14 protein-coding genes are annotated in these 19129 nt (G+C 67.1%); 8 read left to right on the top strand and 6 right to left on the bottom strand.

Translation table 11 applies throughout. The features are described from left to right. Window positions 1–39 precede the first annotated feature (39 nt). From THSYN_RS08235 to THSYN_RS08225, 3 genes are all read right to left on the bottom strand, one after another. Window positions 40–891 carry a ThiF family adenylyltransferase gene (locus THSYN_RS08235; protein WP_216644711.1) on the bottom strand — a complete coding sequence of 284 codons (852 nt, stop codon included), beginning with the start codon at window positions 889–891 and terminating at the stop codon, window positions 40–42. 49 nt (window positions 892–940) lie between these two features. Beyond that, window positions 941–1678, bottom strand: a complete 738-nt coding sequence (locus THSYN_RS08230) for a PEP-CTERM/exosortase system-associated acyltransferase (protein ID WP_157817525.1) — start codon at window positions 1676–1678, stop codon at window positions 941–943. Between the two features lie 118 nt (window positions 1679–1796). Next, window positions 1797–2273, bottom strand: a complete 477-nt coding sequence (locus THSYN_RS08225) for a cyclic nucleotide-binding domain-containing protein (protein ID WP_100918705.1) — start codon at window positions 2271–2273, stop codon at window positions 1797–1799. Window positions 2274–2613: 340 nt separating this feature from the next. On the opposite strand from THSYN_RS08225, the gene THSYN_RS08220 reads away from it, so the two are divergent. Next, window positions 2614–3402, top strand: coding sequence for a GAF domain-containing protein (locus THSYN_RS08220; RefSeq protein ID WP_100918704.1), 789 nt, complete (start codon window positions 2614–2616; stop codon window positions 3400–3402). A gap of 90 nt (window positions 3403–3492) precedes the next feature. Here THSYN_RS08220 and THSYN_RS08215 read toward each other — a convergent pair whose 3' ends face one another. Together THSYN_RS08215 and THSYN_RS08210 are read right to left on the bottom strand one after the other, a co-directional pair. Next, entirely contained in the window at window positions 3493–3996 is a 504-nt protein-coding gene (locus THSYN_RS08215) for a DUF1269 domain-containing protein (protein WP_100918703.1), read from the bottom strand. Between the two features lie 17 nt (window positions 3997–4013). Then, entirely contained in the window at window positions 4014–4586 is a 573-nt protein-coding gene (locus tag THSYN_RS08210; protein WP_100918702.1) for a hypothetical protein, read from the bottom strand. 257 nt (window positions 4587–4843) lie between these two features. On the opposite strand from THSYN_RS08210, the gene THSYN_RS08205 reads away from it, so the two are divergent. The 5 genes from THSYN_RS08205 (at window position 4844) to THSYN_RS08185 (ending at window position 10041) form a co-directional block, all read left to right on the top strand. Further along, on the top strand, window positions 4844–6412 hold the full coding sequence (locus THSYN_RS08205) for a Do family serine endopeptidase (RefSeq protein ID WP_100918701.1): 1569 nt from the start codon (window positions 4844–4846) through the stop codon (window positions 6410–6412). A gap of 120 nt (window positions 6413–6532) precedes the next feature. Beyond that, on the top strand, window positions 6533–7213 hold the full coding sequence (locus THSYN_RS08200) for a response regulator transcription factor (RefSeq protein WP_100922346.1): 681 nt from the start codon (window positions 6533–6535) through the stop codon (window positions 7211–7213). Between the two features lie 120 nt (window positions 7214–7333). After that, window positions 7334–8782: a sensor histidine kinase gene (locus tag THSYN_RS08195; RefSeq protein ID WP_100918700.1), complete on the top strand. Its 1449-nt coding sequence runs from the start codon at window positions 7334–7336 to the stop codon at window positions 8780–8782. A gap of 122 nt (window positions 8783–8904) precedes the next feature. Then, on the top strand, window positions 8905–9834 hold the full coding sequence (locus THSYN_RS08190) for a hotdog family protein (RefSeq protein WP_100918699.1): 930 nt from the start codon (window positions 8905–8907) through the stop codon (window positions 9832–9834). Between the two features lie 63 nt (window positions 9835–9897). Beyond that, a complete protein-coding gene (locus tag THSYN_RS08185; RefSeq protein WP_418219933.1) occupies window positions 9898–10041 on the top strand; it encodes an ATP-binding protein in 144 nt (47 codons plus the stop codon). Between the two features lie 81 nt (window positions 10042–10122). Here the strand turns inward: THSYN_RS08185 and THSYN_RS08180 are convergent, their stop codons facing one another. Further along, window positions 10123–14484, bottom strand: a complete 4362-nt coding sequence (locus THSYN_RS08180; RefSeq protein ID WP_100918698.1) for a response regulator — start codon at window positions 14482–14484, stop codon at window positions 10123–10125. A gap of 348 nt (window positions 14485–14832) precedes the next feature. Here THSYN_RS08180 and THSYN_RS35235 point away from each other — a divergent pair, with 348 nt between their 5' ends. Both THSYN_RS35235 and THSYN_RS08170 read left to right on the top strand, forming a co-directional pair. Continuing rightward, entirely contained in the window at window positions 14833–18768 is a 3936-nt protein-coding gene (locus tag THSYN_RS35235) for a patatin-like phospholipase domain-containing protein (RefSeq protein ID WP_236848825.1), read from the top strand. A gap of 89 nt (window positions 18769–18857) precedes the next feature. Next, window positions 18858–19052 (top strand): hypothetical protein, encoded by a 195-nt coding sequence (locus THSYN_RS08170; protein WP_100918696.1) that lies wholly within the window; start codon window positions 18858–18860, stop codon window positions 19050–19052. Window positions 19053–19129: the final 77 nt, after the last annotated feature.

Genomic DNA, 19129 nt, shown 5'->3' with positions numbered 1-19129 from the left:
CACCGATCTGACGGTGGTCGCGGTCGGTCGGCGCGGGCTCTAGGTCCGGTGGGCGCCGGCCAATCGCGCCAGGGCCGCCTGCATCGCCGGTTCACGCATCCCCAGCGGGCGCGACAAGGTAGCCATCCGCATCGAGAATCCGTCGATATGGATCGAGGTGGGCGCGGCCTCCACGGTGCCGCGACCGAGCAGCAGCTTGACCGCGGTCACGGCCGCCATGGCCGCGCAGAATTCGCACCCGACCGGGGTCGAGGGCCCGGCCTGGCGTGCGAGGTCCAGCCGCGTGGGGTCCACCAAGGCCCCCAGTTGCAGTGCCTCGGGCGACAATCCAACCATGAAGCGGCCCAGCCGCTCCGCCGGCGAGCATCCAGCCATCTGGAAATAGTCCTCGAAGCTCATGGCCCCGGGCAGGAAGGTGAGCAGCGACACACCCCATCCCAGGGGGGCCGCGGTGATCGCCGGTATACCCTTGGCGGCACAGGCGGCGAAGACCTGCTCACGCGCCTCCATGGCAAAGAAATCGAGTCCGTCGATGTAGATGTCCATGCCGCTCAGAAAGGTGTCGAGGTTTCCCTCGTTGATCCCCTCGGCAAACCGTGACAGGGCCAGGGTGGGGTTGATGTCGAGCGCCATCTCGGCCATCACCTCGACCTTGGGCCGCCCCAGATGGCTCATGGACGCGCCCGCCTGCCGATTGAAATTCACGAGTTCAAAGCGGTCGAAGTCGGCAATGTGAAAGCCACCGATACCGAGTCGACAGAGGGTCAGGAGGTGGCTGCCCCCAACCCCGCCGAGGCCCGCGATGGCGATGCGCCTGGTGCTCAGGGCGGCCAACTCGGCCTCGGTCAGCCATCCGATGTTGCGCGTGAAGGCTTGCGAATGGTCGAACATCTGTCTGATTCCTCTTGCAGTTGCGAACCTTGGCGCGCGCGCTGCCGGGCTAAATCCCCCGCAGCTCGGCCAGAATCCACTGATACAGGGTCTCGAACTCCCCGGTCAGACCGCGCTGGAACTCTTGATGATCGGTAAGATAGACTGCACGAATCCCGTGGTGATCGACGTCCCGACCCATGCGGCGGAAGACCAGCCCGGAGCGCTTGAGCAGGCGCGGCAGGAAGGGCTCCATGACGGCGAAGATCTGCGGGCGCCCAAGCCGTTCTGCCATCGCCAGCCCGGCCAGCATGAGCGTCACCGACAGCAGTGGAAAGGTACGCCGCTCCGGATCGGACAGCCCCAGGGAATTGATTTCACCAAAGCGGGTCAGGGCCTCGCCGGAGCGGCGGCGAAAGGCCCCGTCCACGGCGAAGCGCGAGGCCTCGCACAGGTGGTCGCGCGGCGCGTCCACCCGGGCCATGGCCTCCGGGTCCAGACTCCGGGCACAGCATTTGTCGAAGGGCAATGGATGGGGGGCGCCGGCCAAGGAGGCGGGGCAGATACGGACGCAGCCCGCGGCCTGGCCCGAGGCGATATGGGTGATCAGGCAGTGGGCGGAGACCTCATCGAACTCGTCCGTCTCCATCCGCGAGGGGAAGCGGTCCGCGGGCTCATAACCGAATTCCTGGCAGTAGACGCGATAACGAATGCGGTAGGTCTCACCGCGATCCGCCTCGGAGAGGGCGGGGCGGATGGAAAAAAACTGCGGGAAGTCGGCGAGGACACTCCGCGAATCCGTCGTCATATTGGCATGCCCGTGCTGCGATGCGCAGAAAAAACCCAGCCGCTCAACGATGAGGGTGCGCGACCCCATGGACTCGGCCGCGCAACCCGACGCTCCCGCGAGCCCGCCGTGGTCGGGTTCAGGGATAGCCCCGCAGGCCGCGCAAGCGGACCCCGATCGTCGACAGTTCCAGGACCCCCCGGTTAGCGCGTGCCAGGTTGGCCAGTTCTGCGGCCAGCAACTCCTTGAAGAACAGATAGCCCTGCTGGGGGTGGTCGTCCAGGTACACGGTGAGCATGGCCCCGTTGATCTCCAGGACGCTGCCCGGGGTAAGGGCGCGGATGGTCGCCAGGCTGGGGCAGTCATCGACCAGGGACGACTCGCCGAACACATCGCCGACGCTTAATTCGGTCAGCAGGACCTCCATGCCTGGCTGGTTCTGCAACTGCGCCCAGCCCAGGACGGCGAGCCGCCCCTCCTCGACGATGAACAAGGACTCCCCGCGACTGCCCTCGGCGATCAAGGTGTCGGCCGGGTTGAAACCCCGCCGCGCCCAGGCGACGCCTTCGCACAGCCGCGGGCTGCTCAACAGCCCTTGTACATACTCGATAAACATGGTGCCACTCGACTCCGGATCCTGGCCGTGCAGGGGTCATGGGGCCATCGTGAGCCCTCCATGACTGCCCGAGCGCCCGCGTTTTTTTCGACCGACGCATCTATCCGCGTCGCTCCCGCGCTCATCAGCCTGAATCGCGGGCTGTAATATGGTTTAAGCATATCCTATGGACGGCAGCCGAATCAATCGGCGCCGCCGGGCGGGGCGCCCGCGGACCCCGCTTGTGCTATCGTGGCTGACATGGAGGCACCGGTCGCAGCCCGGACCGGTCCGCCGTGGTTCAGCCTGCGTCCTCTTCGGCCCCGCTCGCGCGAGGCGTCGCACGGAGTAACCCTAAAAATTGGATAATCCATGGTTTGATACGCTGCTCGATGCCGCCACCCTGTTGGCGCACCGCGGCACCCTGGAGGAGGGACTGCGGGACCTGGCGCAACTGACCGCCGACTCATTGGCGGCGGCGCGCTGTTCAGTGATGTTGGTCCATGAGCGGGACGGGGAGGAAGAGGGGGATGAGGCCCCTGGCCCCCAGTTACGCGTCTGCTCCCATTTCGGCGATCTGCCGGCGGACGCCTACCAGCCGGTTGCACAGCAGGATCAAGGGGTTGCCTGCCATGTATTACGCACTGGGCGGCCGCTCCTGATCGAGGACATTCATCAGTCCCAGTTCGCGGCCAGCGCGCGGCAGGACCCGGGGGCGAGCGCCTGCCTGCTGTCGTCGCCGATCGCGGTGGGGGCCGAGGTGATCGGTGTCATCAACCTCAGCGGGCCGCGGGGGCGCTCCTGTTTCAGCCCGCGGGACCTGGACCTGCTCCAGGTCTTTTCGCTGGTCGTGGGGCAGTCTATTCAAGTGTTTCAACTGCAACGCCTGGCGGAGTCGCGGCTGTTGCAGATGGCCGAGCTCCTGCGCCAGCGTGACAAAGCGCGGGGCCGGGGCGTCCATCCCATCAGCCCTGATCCCTTGCGGTTGACCAAGATGGTGGCCAAGAACTTCTACCGCGAGTTATCCACCGCAGGCTTCGGCCAGAACGACATCATCGCGGTCGCGTCCGAGGTGTTGTCCCTACTCAACGACAACATCACGAAACACCGCTCCCGCATGGAGCGGGAGCGGGATCGGGTGCGCGGGTAAGGCCGGGGTTGGTCAGGAGAACGGCCGGCCCGGCAGCCCTCGCCGCTGGTCGCGGCTGGCGACCGCAAGCGACGACCGGTCAAGCGCGCCCTAGGGTTGAGCGGGGTGCGCCTCGAGGAAGGCGCGCAGCCCCTGCTCCTCATCCTTGGTCAGCGAGGTCTGGATGACCTTGCCCTTGCCCTTGAACTGCTCCAGACCGGCCAGAACCTTGTCCGGCGTGACCTTCTTCACCAGGATGAAGACCGCGGCGCAGCCGGGCTGGAACTGCTCGGCCAGGGTCTTCATAAAGTTATCGTCGATCCCCAGGTCGGTAAAGCGCCCGGACAGGGCCCCGGCACCGGCGCCCACCGCCGCCCCCAAGAGCGGATTCAGGAACAGCATACCGATCAGGAGCCCCCAGAAACCACCGGTGGCGGCGCCCACGGCGGTCAGATTCATGGCCTGGTGCAGCTTGATCTTGCCCGCCGCGTCCTTGGTCACGATGACCACGTCTTCCATCTCGATCAGATACTCCTTCTGCATCTGCACCAGCGCGGCGCGCAGTTCAAAGGCCAGTTGTTCCTCGGGAAACGAGACGACGATCAGATTGCTCATGTGCCTGCTCCTGTGTGCTATTGGAAGGTGATCTTGCCGGTGATGATCCGCACATAGGTCGCGATCACGCCGTCACCGGGCTTTAACTTATCCAGCAGTGCCTTGTCCTTGACCGTCAGGGTCACGGTCTTCTCGGGCCCGCGCAGGGTCACCCGCGAGTTGGCCCGATCGACCGTCTCCACCTTGCCGTAGAGCTTGAGCTTCTCGGTGATGGTCCCGGCGGGCTTGGAGCCCGGATCGGGCTGCACCTGGGTGTCGCCGATCGCCCCCATGGAGCCGGCGTCGCGGCCCGTCTCCAGATCGACCAGCACCGCCTCGGTGGTGGTGGCGGAGAGCTTGTCACCGATCTTGATCCCGTCGATGCGCTTGACCTCCTTGGGGATGTCGACGACCTCGAAGTGACCGTCCGGGACCTTGATGGTCATCTGCCGGGTCTCTTTGTTGACCGCCACAATGGTGCCGGTGATCTCAGTGACGGTCGCCCCGCCGGCAATCGGGGTCGTGGTATCGGCCAGGGCCGACGGGGCGAGGCCCGCGGCACCGACGGCGAGACAGGCGGCCAGCGCCAGGGACAAGGGCTGTTTTTGCATCGGGTGAACTCCTCTCGGTTTCATTTTTGGTCTGACGTGCGCGCAACACCGGAAACGGTACCCGGGAAGCCCGGCCGCTGCAACCGTTGCGACCGCGAAAACCCTCCTGAACAAGATTTAACCTGCCGGAAAGGTCACGGATACGCGCAGCGCCCACAATCTAGGCCACCAGAGCGGGCGCGCCGACTACCGAAGGCACCCGGTTCCTGACCCCAACTCCAAGACCTGCGCCGATCAATCGGCAGGAACGAAACCCCATGGCGACTGAGCATACCAATCAAGTCCGCACCCACCGGACCCCGACGCATCACGGCAAGACCCTGGCCCGCGGCGCGCTCGCCGCCGCCGTCGCGCTCGCCCTGGCGATCGGCGGCGGCGTCGCCGCCCAAGCCCCGGCGCCGCCCGCCGTCGCGCCCGTCACGACCGCCGCGGCCACCCCCGGCGCTGCCGCCGTCGTCGCACCCTCCATGCCGAGCTTCGCGGACGTGGCCGAGCGGGTCGCCCCCGCCGTCGTCAACGTGACGGTCGTTGCGGCGGGCATGCCCGAGCAACGGCTGCGCGCCCACCCGGGCCTCCCCGAGGGGGCGCCGATGGACGAATTCTTCAAACGCTTCTTCGAGCAGCCCGGCATGCCGCATGGGGCGCCCGGCGGCCGCCCCACCCAGGGCGCCGGCTCGGGCTTCGTCATCGACCCCACCGGGCTCGTGGTCACCAACAACCATGTGATCGACGGCGCCAATGAGATCACCGTCACCCTGAACGACGCCACCAAGCACAAGGCCACCGTCGTGGGCCGAGACGAGAAGACCGATGTGGCCCTGCTCAAGATCGACGCGGGCCACCCCCTGCCCTTCGTCGATCTGGCCGACTCCCGATCGGTGCGGGTCGGTGACTGGGTGCTGGCGGTCGGTAACCCCTTCGGCCTGGGCGGGTCCGTCACCGCCGGCATCGTCTCGGCGCGCGGGCGTGACATCAACTCCGGCCCCTATGATGACTACATCCAGATCGACGCACCCATCAACCGCGGTAACTCCGGTGGTCCCCTGTTCGACGGCTTCGGCCGGGTGATCGGCGTCAACACCGCCATCTACTCACCCACCGGCGGGAACGTCGGCATCGGCTTCGCAATCCCCGCGGAGACGGTCAAGACGGTGGTGGCGGAACTGCGCACCGGCGGCCGCGTCGAGCGCGGCTGGCTCGGGCTCCAGATCCAGCCGGTGACCGAGGAGATCGCCGCCGCGCTGGGCCTCACCGGCACTGCCGGTGTCCTGGTGGCCGACGTCCTCCCGGACGGCCCCGCCGCCGGCAGCGAGCTCAAGCCCGGTGACGTGATCCTCAAGGCCGGCGGCCAGACCATCAAGGACTACAAGGAGTTGCCCAAGCTGATCGCCGCCGCCAAGGCCGGGACCGCGATGAAACTGGAACTGGTGCGGGCCGGCACCCCGCAGGAGATCACCCTCAAGGTCGGCGCCATGCCCGGCAACGAGCCCCAGGCCAAGAACGACGGCCAGGGCGCGGGCGACCAAGGCCGTGCGCAACTCGGGCTCGCCCTGGCGCCGCTTACCCCCGAGGTCCGGCGCGAGTTGGGGCTGCCCCCCGGTGCCCGCGGCGTCTTCGTCGCCCGGGTCCAGCCCGGGAGTCCCGCCGACGAGGCCGGGATCGAGGCCGGCAGCCTCATCTCGATGGTCGGCGGTCAGTCGGTCAGCACCCCCGCCGAGGTCACCGAGGCGGTGCGCGCCGCCACCGCCGCCAAACGCGGCGCCGTCATGCTGCGGGTCGAGAAGGACGGCCGCCCCATGTTCGTTGCGGTACCCTTCAAGGCCTGACGCGGCGCGCCGGCAACCAGTGTCTTGACGATGCGCCCCGGACCGGGCGTTCCCCCCACCCGGAACCCGTTTTAGCCATCCCCGGCCATGGACGGCCATTTTTCCCGGTATCATCCACCCATGCGAGTCCTGTTGATCGAAGACGACCGTCAAGTGGCGGAGTACCTGCGCAAGGCCTTGGGCGAGGCCGGCGCGGTCACCGACCATGCCGCCGACGGCCGCGAGGGCCTGCTCATGGCGGCGAGCGGCGACTATGACGCACTCATCCTGGACCGGATGCTCCCGGGCCTGGACGGACTCGCCATCCTGCGCACCCTGCGCGCCTCCGGCAACCAGACCCCGGTACTGATCCTCTCCGCCCTGGGGGAGGTGGACGACCGGGTCGACGGGCTGCGCGCCGGCGGTGACGACTATCTGGTCAAACCCTTCGCCTTCTCCGAACTGCACGCACGCCTGGAGGCCCTGTTGCGGCGCGGGGCGGTCGACGCACCCGAGACCCGCCTGCGGGTCGCCGACCTGGAGATGGATCTGCTCAAACGCGAGGTCACCCGCGCCGGACGCCCTATCGCGCTCCAACCGCGGGAGTTCCGCCTGCTGGAATACCTGCTGCGCCACACCGGCCAGGTGGTCACCCGTACCATGCTGCTGGAACAGGTCTGGGACTACCACTTCGACCCCCAGACCAACATCATCGACGTCCACATCAGCCGCCTGCGCGGCAAGATCGACCGCGAATTCGACACCCCGCTCCTGCACACCGTGCGCGGCGCGGGGTATATGCTGCGCGGACCCGGAGCCTAACGTTGTCGTTGTCGTTGTCGTTGTCGTTGTCGTAATCGAATAATCCGACCACGATTACGACAACGACAACGACAACGACCGCGACGCCCAAGGCATTCCCCAATTGACTTGTTCAGTGGCATGATCCCCCCCCCGCTCACCCCCACCGACGCCGGCCGACGCCGCCATGACCCCTGGGCACGCACCGCCAAGGTCCTGAAGAGCTCCAGCTTCCGCATCACCCTCTTCTACATGCTCATGCTGTCCGCCTCGGTCGCGGTCCTGCTGGGCTTCATCTACTGGTCCACCGCCGGCTTCATGGACCGCCAGACCGACGCCACCATCGGCGCCGAGATCCAGGGCCTGGCCGAACAATACCGCCAGCGCGGGCTGCCGGGCTTGAGCACCGTGATCCGCGAGCGCTTCGCCCAGGACCCGACCGGGGCCGCCGTCTACCTCCTGGCCGACCAGGCCTTCACGCCGCTCGTCGGCAACCTCGACCGCTGGCCCGCCGGCTTGCCGGACGCCAACGGCTGGATGCACTTTCGGCTGCGCGAGCGCGGCCCGGACCACGCCGAGGAACACGCCGCGCGCGGCCAGGTATTCCGCCTGCACGGCGACCTGCTCCTGCTGGTCGGTCGCGACGTCCGCGACCTGGAGCGCACCCGCCACCTGATCCTCGACGCCCTGACCTGGGGGCTCGCCCTGACCGCAGCACTCGCCCTGCTCGGCGGCTGGATCGTGAGCCACCGCGTCCTGCGCCGCCTGGAGGCCATCAACCAGACCAGCCGCGAGATCATGGAGGGGGACCTGTCCCGGCGCATCCCCATGCGCGGCAGCGGCGACGACTTCGACCAACTCGCCGCCGGCCTCAACACCATGCTGGCGCGCATCGAATCACTGATGGCCGGGGTCCGCCAGGTCTCCGACAACATCGCCCACGACCTGCGCACCCCACTCACCCGCCTGCGCACCAAGCTCGAATTGCTGCGCGCCGAACTGGGCGAGGACCACCCGGCCGGGGCCGCAGCGCAAGAGACCATCGCCGACGCCGAGGAACTGCTCACCACCTTCAACGCGCTGCTGCGCATCGCCCGCATCGAGTCCGGCGGACGGCGCGCCGCCTTCGCCCCGGTCGACCTAGTCCCGCTGCTGGCCGATCTGGCCGAACTCTACGAGCCGGTCGCCGCCGAGCGCGGCCAGCAACTCGACCTGCAGGCCCCCGCCGACGCCTGGGTCATCGGTGATCGCGACCTGCTGTTCCAGGCCCTGGGCAACCTGGTCGACAACGCGGTCAAATACACGCCCGAGGGCGGCCGGGTGAGACTGCTCCTGCGCGACACCGAGCACGCAGTGATCATCGAGGTCGCCGACAACGGCCCCGGCATCCCCGCCTCCCTGCACACCGAGGTCTTCCGCCGCTTCTACCGCGCCGACCACAGCCGCTCCACCCCCGGCAGCGGCCTGGGCCTGAGCCTGGTGCAGGCCGTCATCCAACTGCACGGCGCCGACATCGAACTGACGGACAACCGGCCCGGGCTGCGCGTGCGGGTGCAGTTGGAGCGGACCGCGGCCCCTGAGCCGGAGTAGTACATCGACACGGCGGCGATGACGGTAGAGGTCAAGGCACTCAGGCCCTAACATTCGCCACCCGTGCCTCCCAACGAAGGTCTTGGGCTTGTGGCCCCGCGAACCAAACGAGCGCCTCACCTATGTGCCTCAACGCCGGAACCTACCGCTTCGATCAACTTCACGTCGACGTTGCACGCAACTCGACCGATGACTTCAACCCGTTCCACGACCCCCATCGCTGGCATCGCGTCCGCGACAATCCTTTCGGGAGTCCGATCGTATTGGGATTCCAATTGGAGGCGTTGATCGACGCCCTGATCGGGCACCAGCACCAACCGGCAACCCATGCCGCTGCCGCTGACGACCCGAGTTCGGCGTTCAGTAACTACGAGTATCGATTCGTTGGCGCCTTGCGGCCGGGCGAGGATTTTACGGCGGAGATTCGGCGCACGGTGCGCACGACGACGGACGTTTTATCGACTCGCGCGCTGTTGCGTAAGCTGGATGGCAGCTTGATCGTGCTCGCCAACCGCAGAGACGGCTCCCAGCCGCAGTTTCTCCCGGATTGGTCTCCGGACGACCTGCCGCCGACTCACTGCGCACCAGACCGCACGCTATTGCCGGGTACAGGGATTTACCTGAAACGGAAATTCCTGAATACCAGCAACGGCAAGAACTTTCTGCTGGGGGCCTTGGTGGACCCGTTCCCATATTTCGACGAGTTGACTGAGCGGGTGTGCTTTCCACCGATGTTCACGGCCGCGTTGATCTCTTGCGCGCTCCTGGAGAAGGCGCGCGGGGAAGGCTACGACTTTGAAGTCAACCCGATGGTCTATGTGGCCCACCAGATCTCGGTGGATTGCCGCCTCCAGGCAGTCCTGCGCAGCAATGACCGGATTGACATACTGATCGATGGACCGCGCGTGGTCGACCCGGGCAGCGGACTCGCAGGGTCGGCCGCTGAACGCCAGCTATACCATTGCTACGGCCTCGTCCGAGGACGCCGGGTCTTGTTTCGCGCAGCGATTTTTCTCAGTAGCCTCCGCGCGATCACGGGCACTAACCCCTGACCAGCCGAGGTCTTCCGCCGCTTCTACCGCGCCGACCACAGCCGCTCCACCCCCGGCAGCGGCCTGGGCCTGAGCCTGGTCCAGGCCGTCATCCAACTGCACGGCGCCGACATCCAACTGCAGGACAACGCCCCCGGACTGCGCGTGCATCTCCAGTTCGAGCGGACCGCCGACCCCGAGGCCGCACCCGACCTCGGCGCGCGCTGATGCCGGCCCCGTAGGGTCCGCTGCGCGGACCACCCCCCGCGCGATCACCGCGCCGACCGCAAAAAAACTCGCGCCGACGACCTAGGTACAATGGTCCTCTTCAAGGTTGAAAACATGGTAACGATTCTTGCCGGTCAGCTTGGCCTGATACATGGCCTGATCGGCCTGACGCAGCAGTTGATCCGCGTCTATCTCCTGCGGCTGCGGATAAAAGGTGACGCCAAGACTGGCCGAGACCTGCACCACGAGATCGCCGAGAGCCAGCGGTGCGCTGGCGGCGGCCAGCAGACGGTTGAGCGGCGGCACACTGGCGTCGCTGCCGTTAAGATCGATCAGCACGGCCACGAACTCGTCACCACCGATGCGCGCCAGGGTGTCGCTTTCACGCAGGGTCTGCTTTAAGTGGTGGGCTACGGTCACCAATAACTGGTCGCCAACGGCGTGTCCGTGGGCGTCATTGATGGCCTTGAAGCCATCCAGGTCAAGATAGACCACCGCCAGGCCCTGCCCCCGTCGCCGGGCCTGCGCCATGGCCAGGTGCAGACGGTCGGCCAGCAGCAGGCGGTTGGGCAGCCCGGTCAGCGCGTCAAAATGGGCGAGGTGTTCAAAGCGCGCTTCACTGTCCCGCAGGGCCTGCTCGCGCTCGCGCAATTGGCATTGCAGTCCAACCCGCAGACGCAGCACCGGCGGGTTGATCGGTTTGGCGATGAAATCCGCGGCGCCGGCCTCCAGGGCCTGGGTCTCACTGTCCGAATCGTGGCTCGCGGTCACGAAGATCACCGGAATGCCCTTCAGGCGCGGGTCGGCCTGAAGCATCCGGCACAGGGTATAACCGTCCATCTCGGGCATCATGACATCGAGCAGGATCAGCGTCGGCAACCGCTCCGCGGCCAGGCGCTCCAGCGCCTGCGGTCCGGATAAGGCAAAGTCGCACCGGCACACGGGCTTCAGCGCCCGCGCCATGATTTGTACGCTGACGGGATCGTCGTCGATGATCAGTATCCGGATGGCGGGGTTCTCGGGTATCACTTCAACCTCGAACAGATCCAGGGTCTCCAGATCATGCCCGGACAGGGCGTCGCAGAGCGCGGTGAGCCGGCCCTCGTCCAGCGGCGCAGCGGGCGCTGCATCCGGCAGCGGTGCGGCACCTTCCAGCCAGGGCGCCAGCGCGGTGAGCAGGGCGCACAACCGCGCATCGAAGTCCGCCAGCGCCGGCGCCGGGTCCACCCGCGGGGCGGCGAGCGCGGTCTCCAGCGCCTGGGCGCTCTGCGCCAGTGCGAGTGCGCCAAGGTTCCCGGCGTGGCCGCGCAGGGTATGCAGTCGTCGGGCGGCCGCACTGGCCTCGCCGCGCGCCAGCGCCTGGTGTATCTGCCGGGTGGCGTCGGCGAAATCGGCGGCAAACCGATGTGCCAGACGCAGGAAGAACGCCCAGTCCTGGTCGAGCAGACGCGCCGCCCGGCGACCATCGATGCCGGGGATGTCCGGAAACCCCGCCGGACCTGGCGACGGCGTCGGGGCCGGGATCGGGACCGGTCCCGCGGCCCCGGGCGCAACCGCCGGTGGCGGGTTGGTCCAGCGGCGTAGCACCGCGACCAGGTCATCCAGGTCCACGGGCTTCGCCAGGAAGTCGCTGACCCCCGCCTCCTGCGCCTGGTGGCGCTGCTCGGCCAGCACGTTGGCGGAGAAGGCAATCACGGGCAGCGCGGTCAGGCCAAGCGCCTGGCGGATCGCGCGGGTCGCGGTCAGTCCGTCCATCACCGGCATCTGGATGTCCATCAGCACGGCATCGATATCCTGGGCGTGGGCGCGCAGACAGTCCAGGGCCTGCTGGCCATCGGCGACCAGGGTCGTCCGGGCACCCTCGCGCCTCAATGCGCGTTCGACCACCGCCCGATTCAGGGGGCTGTCATCCACCACCAGACAATGCACGCCGCTCAGGCAGGGTCCGGCTGGCCGCTCGGCGGGCGCGGCCTGCTGCGGCGGCGTGTCATTCGCGCTGGCCCGCTCGCAGGGCAGTTCAAACCAGAAGCTACTGCCGACCCCCAGGGTGCTGTCGACCCCGAAGCGACCCCCCATCCGCTCCACCAACTGTTTGCTGATGGCCAGGCCCAGCCCGGTGCCGCCGAAACGGCGGGTAATGCTCCCATCGGCCTGGGTAAAGGGGGTACCCAGGATGGTCAGGTGCTCAGGGCTGATCCCGATCCCGGTGTCGCGGACCTCCAGGCGCAGGCGCACCGTCCGGGTGTCGACCTCCTGTTGGCTGACCCGGATGAGCACCCCGCCGCGCTCGGTGAATTTCACCGCATTGCCGACCAGGTTGACGAGGATCTGCTCCAACCGCAGCGGGTCCCCGCGCAGCCAGGAGGAGAGCCCCGCCGGGATCTCGAGCCGGAAATCGAGCCCCTTGGCCCGGGCCTGCTGACCCAGGAGGCTCTGCACCTGGGCCAGCACCGCCGCCGGCGCGTAGGTCCGCACCTCCAGGCGCAACCGACCGGACTCGAGCTTGGAGAGATCGAGGATGTCGTTGACCAGCCGGAGCAGGGACCGCCCGGCCGTGCGCAACTGTTGCACCAGGTGGCGTTGCTCCGCGGCCAACGCCTCGCCTTCCAGCAGTTGCGCCAGGCCCAGCATGGCATTGAGCGGGGTGCGGATCTCATGGCTCATGTTGGCCAGGAATTCGGATTTGACCCGGGCCGCCTGCTCGGCCGCCTCGCGGGCCTCTTTGAGGTCGGTGACGTCGGAGAAACTGACCAGGAACGGTTCCTCGAAGGCGCAACCGAGTACCGCTGTCCCGGCCAGCACGGTGCGATCCTGGCCATTCTTGCAGCGGATGGTCACCTCCGGCACCGCCGCGAATGGTCCGCCGTCCTGCCGGGCCTGCCCGGTCCGTTCTCGCCATATGTCCATGACCCACTGGCGATAGTCGGGATCGGGATAGGCCAGCGGCCACCACTCCGCCAGGGTAGGCATGTCCGCCAGCGTATAGCCGAACAGCTCGATACAGGCCCGGTTCTGATAGGTGAAGCGCTGCTGCGCATCGATCAGGAAAAAGGGCACCGGTGCGACGTCGATCATGGTGCGGAACCGTTGCTCGCTAGCGCGCAGGGCGCGGTCGGCCGCGTGGCGTTCGGTGACGTCCTGAACACATCCAAAGAGGCGGGTAACACGCTTTCCCGTGCCGATTTCCACATTGCCGACGACCAGTGTGACCACCGTCGCGCCATCCGTGCGCATGGCGCGCAGCTCCAACTCAAAGGGCGCGCCCGCAGTGAGGGCGACGTCCACTGCCTCACGGAATCGTTGCCGGTCTTCGGGAACATAGCGTTGCGATTGGTCCGCAAAGGACGGCGCCCCGGCGGCCGGGTCGCGCTGCATGATGCGGAACAACTCCGCCGACCAGGTCACGGTGTCCGTCGTGACATCCCATTCCCAGCTACCGACGTGCGCGATCGCCTCGGTGCGCGCCAGCATGGCCTGACTGCGCCGCAGTGCCTCCTCGGCGCGTTTGCTCGCGGTGATGTCCTGGGTCGTTCCGAGAATGCGTTGCGGCACACCGCGTTCGTCACGGGTCACCTGGCCCAGGGAATGCAGCCAGTGGAGGCTGCCATCGGGCCAGACGACCCGGTAGGTATTGTCGAAAGCGCTCCCCTCTTCGATCGTGCGCTGGAAGACCGCCATGCCCTGCGCGCGGTCGTCGGGGTGAACGCAGGCTTGCACGTCCGCGATCGTTCCCCCGAAATCGGCGGGCGGATTGCCGAACAGGGCCGCGTGTTCCCCCGCCCAGGCCACCCGGCCGGTGGCGATCTCCCAGTCCCAGATCCCCATCGCGGCGGCCTGCAGGGCCATGTCCAGTTGCTGCTTACCGGTCCGCAGCGCGGCTTCGCCCTGTCGGCGCTCGGTCATGTCGACATAGGTGATGACCACTCCGTAGTCGGCATGGGCAGTGGACGTGGCGCTGACCGAGAGCCAGGTGATGCCGGCGGGCTTGACGAGGCCCATCTCCACCTCGCGGACCGGGCGCTGCTCGACCATGGCGCGTACACACGCATGGGCGTCCGCGGGCAACGGCGTGCCATCCGCGCGGATGATCGCCCAGTCCTTGCCGACATAATGGCGCTGGGGATGCTCTGCGCGCGTCAGGTCGAGGAGTCTTGCCGCGGTCTGGTTGCAGTCGATGATCCGACCGGACCGGTCCGTGATGGAGATCCCCACCGGCAGCAGGTCATAGATGGTGCGCAGCATGCCCTCGGAGGCCTGCACGACGGCGGTGCGCTGGAGGTCTTGCGGTGACAGTGCCGCGAGGGCCTCCGGCGGCTGGGCCGCGGTGTCGCCCGCGGTCTGCTCGGCCCGCTGCCGCAGGGTCGGTTCCGGACCCGGTTCCGCTTCCCTGCGAAGGTCTGTCGGGGGGATCGCGGGTGCGGGTCGGTCATCCGTGTCTGTCATGCATCACTCCCAGGGTTTTGCATCGACTGGCGCCTCGTAAACCACGTTCGTCATAGTATGCCACCGGTCGGGCCTTCGGCCATTCCGCCGGCGGCCTTTCCTTTCGATTCCGGCTGGGAGCCACCGCGTCCTGCGCCGCCTGGAGGCCATCAACCAGACCAGACGCGCAAAATTCCCGGCAGCAGCTAGACTATCGGTCGAGATCCAGACCCGGCCGGGACGGGCGCTCAAGAGGACCAAGGTCGGGCGAACCGCGGTCCGTTGCGCGCGCGATCCACCGCTGCAAAAGCCCGGGCTGGGGCCGGTGTCCAAGCCACTCTCGCCCGGATTCAGCTACGGAGGTACGCAGTGTTCGCAAGTACAAAGCCGGACGACCCACCACCCACGACCTTTGAAACCCAGTTGGATCAGGAACTGCGCGCCGTCGCCTGGACCCGCCGCGGCGCCACGCACGCCGAAAATCCGCAAGGGCCACCGCCGGAACAGGACGGCGGCGTCTATGACCGGGCCTTCAACAGCAACCTGCTCGGACTGGCGTTCTCAGGCGGCGGCATCCGCAGCGCCACCTTCCATCTCGGCGTCATTCAAGGCCTGGCCAAGCTGCGGCTGCTGCATCGTGTCGACTACCTGTCCATGGTCTCCGGCGGCGGCTATATCGGCAGTTGGCTCTCCTCATGGGTGCATCGCCAGAATGACGTCGCGGCCGGGCAGGGCCGCCCCGGTATCCTCGGTGTGGAAGATGCCCTGTGCGGGCCTCGGGCGTCCGCCGACGGCTTGGCGTCGACCCCCGAACCCCGCCAGGTGCGCTGGCTGCGGGCGTTCAGCAACTACCTGACGCCGCGGGTGGGAGCACTCAGCACCGACACCCTGACCGCGGTGTCCACCTACATCCGCAACCTCATTCTCAACCAGACCATCTTGGTTGCTTTTGGCGCCGCGCTGCTGGTTCTGCCCTGGTTGCTGTGCGCACTATTGCCCCACATGGGTAATGGCTGGATCGAGTTCTGGATCTTGGGCGGCGCCTTGCTGATCTTAAGCGGTTCTTTGCTGGCCGGGTTTGAGACGCTGCACGCGGAACTTGGGCGCGGTATCAATGGCGCCTGCCCGGATACCGACCTGAAGACACCGCGCTTTTACTGGATCCTGTTCTCATGCTTTGCGGCGGCGGCCGTCCTCGGCGGCATCGCGATCACCTACAAGCCCGAGCTGGTCGGCTGGGGCTGGGCGACGCTCTACGGCTGCGCCTACGGCCTCGGCACGCCGGCCGGCTGGTGGTTCGGGGCCTACCTCTGCAAGGACGATGTTCCTGATCCCGACCGCGACAAGCGTTGGCTCTGGCGGCCGCTGTGGGCCCTGATCGCGGCCGCGGGACTCGGCGCCATGGTCTACCTGTGGGCCCGCTTCGCCGCTGATTCGTCCCATTACCTCGACAATTCACTGTTCGCCGTCGCGGTGGGTCCCCTGGCCCTCCTGGGCGCCATCCTGCTCACCACCACGCTGCATCTGGGCCTCACCGGCCGGCGCCTGCGCGAAGCCGGACGCGAGGTCTGGAACTGCCACGGCGCACATCAATTGCGTTTTGGAATCATCTGGATGGCACTCACGGGCGCGGCGCTCTTCGGCCCCCTGGCCCTGCTGCTGGTCAACACCTGGGTGGCCGCGGCCGGGGGCCTCACCTGGATCGTCACGACCATCGCCGGGGTCCTGGCCGGCGCGAGCCAAACCACCGGCGGCAAGCGCGGCAGCCGGGCGGCCGAGGTCATTGCACGGATCGCACCCTTCGTATTCGTCCTGGGAGTGCTGTTGGTATTGTCCAATGCGGTCTACCAGACCATGTCGTGGGCCTGGTCCGCTGACGCCTCCACGTCGCCGGGACCCGTCTGCGTGGCGGCCACGCCCGAACCCGCCTATAAAGTTGCCATCGAATTCCGCGGCGATGTCGGGTCAGGCAGCTTTTCCGAGGCACGACCTTCAACCTACAGCTGCCTGCCAAATTATATCGAGACGAGCGTCGCGCTCCTCGACGGACACGTGTGGACACTGCTCCAGGTGATGATCGGGTTACTGATCGCGGCGCTCCTCGTCAGCCGGCGGGTGGACATCAACGTCTTCGGCCTGCACATGTTCTACCGCAATCGCATCGAACGCTGCTACATGGGGGCGAGCAACCTCACCGCCGGGCGGCGCCATCCGCTCACCGGATTGGACCCGACCGATGCGCCCAGGCTCATGAACCTGGTCGCGCCGACCCCGGCGGGCGCCGACCCGGACACTGCAAGGTTCGGTCAACGCCCCCTGCCCATCGTGAATACGGCACTCAATATCACGGCGGCCCGCAACCTTGCCTGGCAGGAGCGCAAGGCCGCCTCCTTCACCTTCACGCCGATGTACTGCGGATACGAAATCCAGGAGCCCGACGGGCAACTGCTCTCGTGCTACCAGCGCACCAGCGCCTTCCTGGGTGACAATCCGGGGTGGATCTCGCTCGGCCTGCCGATCACGGTCTCCGGCGCCGCGGCGAGCCCCAATGGCGGTTACCACACCAATCCCGCAACCGCTTTTCTCATGACCGTCTTCAACGTGCGGCTCGGTTGGTGGATGCCCAATCCGCGCTACCTCCACCAGTGGCAAAAGACCGGCCCCAAACTCTCCCTGCGGCTGCTGCTGGAAGAACTCTCCGGCCTGACCAGCGACCGGTCCAGGTACGTGTACCTGAGTGACGGCGGACATTTCGAGAACCTCGGCATCTATGAACTGGTACGCCGCCGCTGCCGCTATATCATCGTCGGCGACGCCGGGTGTGACCCCAGGTTCGGTTTCGAGGACCTGGGCAACGCCGTGCGCAAGTGCAAGATCGACCTCGGCATCGACATCGACATCGATCCCCGCGCAATCCGGCCCGATGCGTCGACCGGCTACAGTGCATTTCACTGCGTGGTCGGCCGCATACACTACGAAACAGCGGACCAGGCCGCACGCCCCGGCTTCCTCCTCTACCTGAAATCGTCACTCACCGGCGATGAACCGGCCGACGTCCTGCAGTATGCCGCGGCGCAACGGCCTTTCCCCCATGAGAGTACCGCGGATCAGTCCTACACCGAGTCTCAGTTCGAGAGTTACCGCAAGCTCGGACTGCACGTCGCCTGGTCGGTGCTCGCTGACGCAGTCGCCGAGCACCGGAGCCGAAACGCGGATGGCGCGTTGGACATGGAGGAGATGTTCACCACGCTCACCGAGATCTGGTACCCGCCCAGTACGCAAGTGCAGACCTCCTTCTCCAAATACGGCGAGGCGATCGAGACGATCTTCGCGACCCTTCGCAAGGACCTCGACCTGGCGTTCCTGGACGACCAGTTCTATCCCGAGTGGCAGCACCTGATGAGTGCAGGGCCGGGCCAGGAAGCGGCCCCGACCACGCGGCTGTTACCGGACCAACCGGCGCAGATGCGGGCGGGATTCTATTTTTGCAGCCAGCTCCTGCAACTCATGGAGAACGTCTATGTCGATCTCAACCTGGAGACGCAGTACGAGCACCCGGACAACCGCGGCTGGATGAACCTGTTCCGGCACTGGTCATGGGCGCAGATGTTCCAAGTGACCTGGGCCATCTCGGCAAGCACCTACGGTGTCCGCTTCCAGCGGTTCTGCCGGCGACGCCTGAGCCTCTCCCTGGGAAAGGTGGCCAGCCGCGATCCCGTACGTTTCCACGACCTGGAACAACACGCCGAACTCAACTTCGTTGAGCTGGACCTGGTCCGCCGTATCGTCGCTGGGTGTTTCCCGGATGGCCCGAACCCCCCGCGCGTCGTTCAGCTCGTACTCCAGGTATTCGGCCCGCTCGCGGAGAAAGACAAGCCGGCGTTTTCGTATCCATTCGCCTTTGCCCTGATCGACGCAAGTGAGGACGAACCCCTGCTCGTCTATTACCGGGTCCAAGACCACCTGCGCGCCACCGGGCTCGGCCGCATGGGACTGTCCGTATTACTGGAGGAAGGCACGGTCAAGGGCGTCGTGGGCCTTGATGATAAGTCCGCCAAAGACCGTCCGGGCGATGGAGTTGTACAGGCGCAAGGTCATGTTCTGCAGGAGGTCAGCGGCCTCGGGGCTGACCGGGGTGGGCCAGATTACGATCAAGGCCGCAGCGCGCGTGAGGCGGATTGCAAAGCGCAGTTGACGAAAATCATCCCGGACACGGACTACCCGGCCTTGTATCGTCTGTGGGACTCCGTCGTCACCGCGGCCCAGGAACGCGGCGCAACCCGCGAGATCGACCGACGGGTCTGATTCGCGCCCGCCTGATAGTGATGGGCGTATGGACGCGCCCGCGCGCCATCCGCGGCACGCGGCGCGACTGGAGCAAGAGGGAGAAGGCGATGCAACCCGCAACCTGGACCGACCGCATCACCGCCTGGCGCGCCGCGCCCGGTGCTGCGCGGGCGTCCGCCCGCTGGGAACGCATCCCGCGCAACGTGGCGCAGTCCATGGCGTTCGAGCGCGAACCGGCCATAACGCCGCGGGCCGGGCGAGCCGCCGGCCCCGCGGCCGCACCGGACCTCGGCGCGCGCTGAGGGCGGACCGGACAGGGTCCGCGGTGCGGACCGACGCCCGTGCCGAGCCGAAAAAACTCGCGCCCGACCGGTCACCC

Origin of the sequence: Candidatus Thiodictyon syntrophicum, assembly GCF_002813775.1 — a bacterium.
Lineage (GTDB): Bacteria > Pseudomonadota > Gammaproteobacteria > Chromatiales > Chromatiaceae > Thiodictyon > Thiodictyon syntrophicum.
Note: the sequence above shows the minus strand (reverse complement) of the source record. Positions and strands in the feature narration are given on the sequence as shown.

Coding starts and splice junctions, on each gene's coding strand:
- THSYN_RS08195 (WP_100918700.1), top strand. CDS start 7,334: ATGATCCCCCCCCCGCTCACCCCCACCGACGCCGGCCGACGCCGCCAT.
- THSYN_RS08180 (WP_100918698.1), bottom strand. CDS start 14,484: ATGACAGACACGGATGACCGACCCGCACCCGCGATCCCCCCGACAGAC.
- THSYN_RS08190 (WP_100918699.1), top strand. CDS start 8,905: ATGTGCCTCAACGCCGGAACCTACCGCTTCGATCAACTTCACGTCGAC.
- THSYN_RS08200 (WP_100922346.1), top strand. CDS start 6,533: ATGCGAGTCCTGTTGATCGAAGACGACCGTCAAGTGGCGGAGTACCTG.
- THSYN_RS08230 (WP_157817525.1), bottom strand. CDS start 1,678: ATGACGACGGATTCGCGGAGTGTCCTCGCCGACTTCCCGCAGTTTTTT.
- THSYN_RS08235 (WP_216644711.1), bottom strand. CDS start 891: ATGTTCGACCATTCGCAAGCCTTCACGCGCAACATCGGATGGCTGACC.
- THSYN_RS08205 (WP_100918701.1), top strand. CDS start 4,844: ATGGCGACTGAGCATACCAATCAAGTCCGCACCCACCGGACCCCGACG.
- THSYN_RS08210 (WP_100918702.1), bottom strand. CDS start 4,586: ATGCAAAAACAGCCCTTGTCCCTGGCGCTGGCCGCCTGTCTCGCCGTC.
- THSYN_RS08225 (WP_100918705.1), bottom strand. CDS start 2,273: ATGTTTATCGAGTATGTACAAGGGCTGTTGAGCAGCCCGCGGCTGTGC.
- THSYN_RS08215 (WP_100918703.1), bottom strand. CDS start 3,996: ATGAGCAATCTGATCGTCGTCTCGTTTCCCGAGGAACAACTGGCCTTT.
- THSYN_RS08170 (WP_100918696.1), top strand. CDS start 18,858: ATGCAACCCGCAACCTGGACCGACCGCATCACCGCCTGGCGCGCCGCG.